Origin of the sequence: Roseateles sp. (genome assembly GCF_052436255.1) — a bacterium.
In the GTDB taxonomy this organism is placed as follows: Bacteria; Pseudomonadota; Gammaproteobacteria; order Burkholderiales; family Burkholderiaceae_C; genus Pelomonas.
Genome location: NZ_JBQVNP010000252.1, coordinates 1 through 4,379, shown reverse-complemented (window position 1 = coordinate 4,379; position 4,379 = coordinate 1). Strand labels below are relative to the sequence as shown.

The 4,379-nt window shown below is 64.7% G+C and carries 3 protein-coding genes; 2 read left to right on the top strand and 1 reads right to left on the bottom strand.

The features are described from left to right. Positions 1-201 precede the first annotated feature (201 nt). Both ACT6S0_RS26925 and ACT6S0_RS26920 read left to right on the top strand, forming a co-directional pair. Positions 202-1,116, top strand: a complete 915-nt coding sequence (locus ACT6S0_RS26925; RefSeq protein ID WP_444766799.1) for a ketopantoate reductase family protein — start codon at positions 202-204, stop codon at positions 1,114-1,116. Between the two features lie 106 nt (positions 1,117-1,222). After that, a complete protein-coding gene (locus ACT6S0_RS26920) occupies positions 1,223-3,136 on the top strand; it encodes a DUF3857 domain-containing transglutaminase family protein (protein ID WP_444766798.1) in 1,914 nt (637 codons plus the stop codon). Positions 3,137-3,152: 16 nt separating this feature from the next. On the opposite strand, the gene gorA is transcribed toward ACT6S0_RS26920, so the two are convergent. Next, the coding region (gene gorA, locus ACT6S0_RS26915; protein WP_444766797.1) for a glutathione-disulfide reductase at positions 3,153-4,379 on the bottom strand (1,227 nt) is incomplete at its 5' end.

Sequence of the window (4,379 nt, the reverse complement as noted above, 5' to 3'; positions counted from 1 at the left end):
GCCCCTGCGGCACGCCGGTGAGCGTGAACCAGGGACACTACCTCTGCTACCGGCCCGACAGGCTCGACCTGCCGGCCTTCGCGGCGTTCCGCGATTGGCTGCTGGACGAGGGGCTGAAGTCGCGCGGTGTGGAGACCGAGGCATGAAGCGCCGGTACTGGCTACGCTCGCCATACGAACGGACAACCAAGGAAACGAATCGATGAAAGTCGCAGTGATGGGCGCCGGCGCGGTCGGCTGCTACTACGGGGCGATGCTGGCGCGCGCCGGGCACGAGGACGAGCTGCTCGGACGGCCTTCGCATGTGGAGGCCGACACCGCCAAAGGCATTCGACTGGAGACCAAGGCCTTCGACGAATTCGTGAAGGTGACCGCGAGCACCGAAGCCAGCGCTGTGCAGGGCGCGGACCTCGTGCTGTTCTGCGTGAAATCCACCGACAGCGAATCGGCGGCTGGACAGATCAAGCCGCATCTCGCCCCCGGCGCGCTGGTGCTCACGCTGCAGAACGGCGTGGACAACGACGAGCGCGTGCGCTCGGTGCTGCCGCCGTCGAACGAGGTCGCCGCGGCCGTCGTTTACGTGGCGACAGAGATGGCGGGGCCGGGCCACGTGAAGCACCACGGACGCGGCGAACTGGTGATAGCGCCGTCGCGCACCAGCGAACAGGTCGCGCAGCACCTCGTGGCCGCTGGCGTGCCCACGCAGATTTCCGCCAACGTGCGCGGATCGCTGTGGGCCAAGCTGATCCTCAACTGCGCCTACAACGCGCTCTCGGCCGTCACGCAGCTGCCCTATGGGGTGCTCGCAAAAGGCATCGGCGTGACCGACGTGATCCGCGACGTGGTGGCCGAATGCCTCGCGGTCGCGAAGGCCGAGGGCGTCGAAGTGCCCGGCGACACCGACGCCGCCGTGCGTGGCATCGCACAGAGCATGCCGTCGCAGTACTCGTCGACCGCGCAGGATCTGGCACGAGGCAAGCTCAGCGAGATCGACCATCTCAACGGACTGGTCGTGCGGCGCGGCGAGGCGCTGGGTGTGCCCACGCCTGCCAACAGGGTGTTGTTCGTGCTGGTGAAGCTGCTTGAGGGCAAGCGGCAACAAGGAACCCACTCCTAGCCTTTGGCCGGCGCGCGACTTCTCGTATCATTTTGAAACGCGCCCTCGAGGGCGCCAAGAGCGGGATATATCGCCCGTTCCCACAAGAGAAGCTCTGGAGGAGTTCATGTTCGAACGGATGCATCAGGCCATCAAGCGGCCATGGGGAGCGTTTTGTCTGCTTGCCGCTTTGGCAGGCGCCACGGTGGCGCAGGCCGCCGAGCCTCAGCAGGCCCACGTTATTTCAAAGCAGTGGTATGCGGACTACGAGGTAGCGCCCGACGGTCGATCAACAACGACCTACACGTCGGCGACCCAGATCGTTCATGCGAGTGCGCTGGAGGACATGAAGTCCTCGACTTTCTCGTACAGCACGAGCATCCAGAAGGGCGAGATCCTGGAGGCCTATACGTTGAAGGCCGATGGGCGGCGCATCGTGGCGCCTCCGACCAACTACCAGACTGAGGTCAACAACGGGCGTGACGGGGCGAAGCCACTCTTCTCCGACTACACGCGTCTCTCGGTGGTGTTTCCGGACGTGGCTGCGGGCGACACGGTCGGCGTGAAATACCGGATCGCCGACAAGGAGCCGATCTTTCCCGGCGCTTTCTCGGTCGTTCAAGCCTTCTCGCCGTACAGCATCTATGAAGATGCCCGGATCACGGTCCGTTTCTCCAAGGCACTCGATCTGAAGTTCGAGGGCCACAACCTGAAAGAGGAAGCTGCAAGCGAAGACGGAGGTCTCCAGGTGCGCACGTGGAGCTATCGCAATCCTTCGCCGCGGACGTACGACGAGACCGACGCAGGAATCTGGCGCCTCGAGGAATTTCCCGTGCTGATGGTGAGCACCTTCCCGACCTACGAGTCGATTGCCAAGGCCTACGGTGACCGCGCATTGCCCAAGGCCGAGCCCAATGAGCGGGTGACTGCGCTGGCGAAGTCCATCGTGGGCGACCAGTCGGATCCCCTCGTGCGCGCCCGCCTGCTTTACGAATGGGTGTCCCGCAACATCACCTACGGCGGCAATTGCATCGGTGTGGGCGCGGTCGTGCCGCGAGACACCGATACGGTGCTCGACAACAAGATGGGTGACTGCAAGGATCACGCGACCTTGCTGCAGGCGCTGTGGCGTGCAGCCGGCATCCGGGGCGAACAGGTGCTGATCAACGCGGGCAACCAGCTCGATCTGCCGGCTACACCTGTCGTGTCGATGGTCAACCATGTCATCAACTACCTGCCCGATTGGAAAATCTACCTGGACGCCACGGCCAAGGACATTCCCTTTGGCTACCTGCCAAGTGGCTCGCATGGCAAGCCCGTCCTCCATGTGGGCGCGGCCACGGTACTGGCGACAATTCCGCCCTTGCCCGCCGACCGGAAGCAGCAGCATGTGCGAACCAGACTGCGCGTCGGTGCCGACGGCAGCGCGACAGGTGATATCCAGGTCAGCTTCAAGGGAACACAAGCTGCGCAGTGGCGCGCCTACATGGGCGATCTCAAGGCGACCGCGGTGCGCGACTTCGTTCGGCGCACGCTGTTGGCCTCCGGCTTCAAGGGCAAGGGCGAACTCGACCGCGGCGACCTGTCCGACGCCAAAGTCCTGACGGATGAGTATTCGTTCGGTTTCACCTTCGAGATCGACAACTATCTGCAAGCCGGGACCTCCGGGGCCTTCCGGCTGACCCCCGTTGCCAACCTGCCGCTGTCTGTTTCTCGCTTTGCAATCAAGGGGGATCAGGCTTCGGTCACGCGCCGCCACTACTGCACCGGATTCAAGACCGGAGAAAGCTACGACATCGAACTGGCACCGGGCGTGAGCTTCGTCCAACTGCCGGAGTCGCTGACGAAGCGCGGCCGGTATCTCGAGTTCGCGAGCAGCTACAAGCGAACGAAGACCGGCGTGCGTGTTGTGCGCGAGCTGTTCGACAAGACTCCTGAGGGCGTCTGCACTGCAGATTTCATGAACGGCTGGCAGGCCGAAGTCGAGCCGATTGCGCAGAACCTGAAGTCGCAGGTCTTCTACAAGCGCAAGTCGCGTTGAACTTTCGCCGGCAGGCCTAGCCCGGCATCGGCTCGCGCATCGTCACGAACTCTTCGGCGGCAGTCGGGTGGATACCCACCGTGCTGTCGAAGATCGCTTTCGTCGCACCTGCGCGCATCGCCACCGCGAAGCCCTGAACGACTTCTCCCGCGTCGGCACCCACCATGTGCAGGCCCACGACGCGGTCGGTGGCCTTCTCGACCACCAGCTTCATGAAGGTGCGTTCGCTGCTGCCCGATAACGTGTGGCGCAGCGATTTGAATTCGCTCGAGAACACCGTGACCTCGCCGAACTTCGCGCGCGCATCCAGCTCGGTGTAGCCGCAGGTGCCGATGTTCGGGTGCGTGAACACGGCGGTGGGAATGAACTCGTAGTCGAGCCTGCGTTTGCCTTTGCCGAAAAGCTCGTCGACCACCACCATCGCCTCGGCCAGCGCCACCGGCGTGAGCTGCACGCGCGTCGAGACATCGCCCACCGCGTAGATCGACGGCACCGAGCTGCGGTAGTGCGCATCGACCGCGATCGCGCCGTGCTCGTCGAGCTTCACGCCCACCGCTTCCAGACCCAGCCCTTGCGTGTTGGGCACGCGGCCGGTGGCGAAGAGCACCGTGTCGGCCTCGATCTGCTGGCCGCGCGCGAGCGTGACGGTAAGCCCGTGCGGCCCGCGCGTGATTGAGCTGGCCTCGCAGTTCATCCGCAGGTCGACGCCGGCCTTGCCCATCTCGTTGGCGAGGAACTGGCGCACGTCGTCGTCGAAGCCCGTGAGCAGGTGCGCGCGGCGGTGCAGTTGCGTCACCTTGGCACCCAGCCCGTTGAAGATCGATGCGAACTCGCAGGCGATGTAGCCGCCGCCCACCACCAGCAGGCGCTTGGGGAACGGGTCGAGGTCGAACATCGCGTCGGAGGTCACGATGTGCTCGCGGCCCTGGATGTCGGGCACGAAGGGCGTGCCGCCGGTGGCCACCAGCAGGTGGCGCGCGGTGTGGCGCCTGCCGTCGATTTCCACCGTGTGGGCGTCGGCCAGCTGGGCCCATCCGGTGATGAGCGTGACGCCCGAGTTCTTCAGCAGCGAGGCATAGATGCCGTTGAGCCGCGTGATCTCCTTCGCGCGCTGCGACTTGAGGTGTGCCCAGTCGAACTGCGGCGCCTCGGGCAGCTTCCAGCCGTAGCCCGCAGCCTCCTCGAAGGATTCGGCATAGCCGGCCGCGTAGCTGTAGAGCTTCTTGGGAATGCAGCCCACGTT

Coding starts and splice junctions, on each gene's coding strand:
- ACT6S0_RS26925 (WP_444766799.1), top strand. CDS start 202: ATGAAAGTCGCAGTGATGGGCGCCGGCGCGGTCGGCTGCTACTACGGG.
- ACT6S0_RS26920 (WP_444766798.1), top strand. CDS start 1,223: ATGTTCGAACGGATGCATCAGGCCATCAAGCGGCCATGGGGAGCGTTT.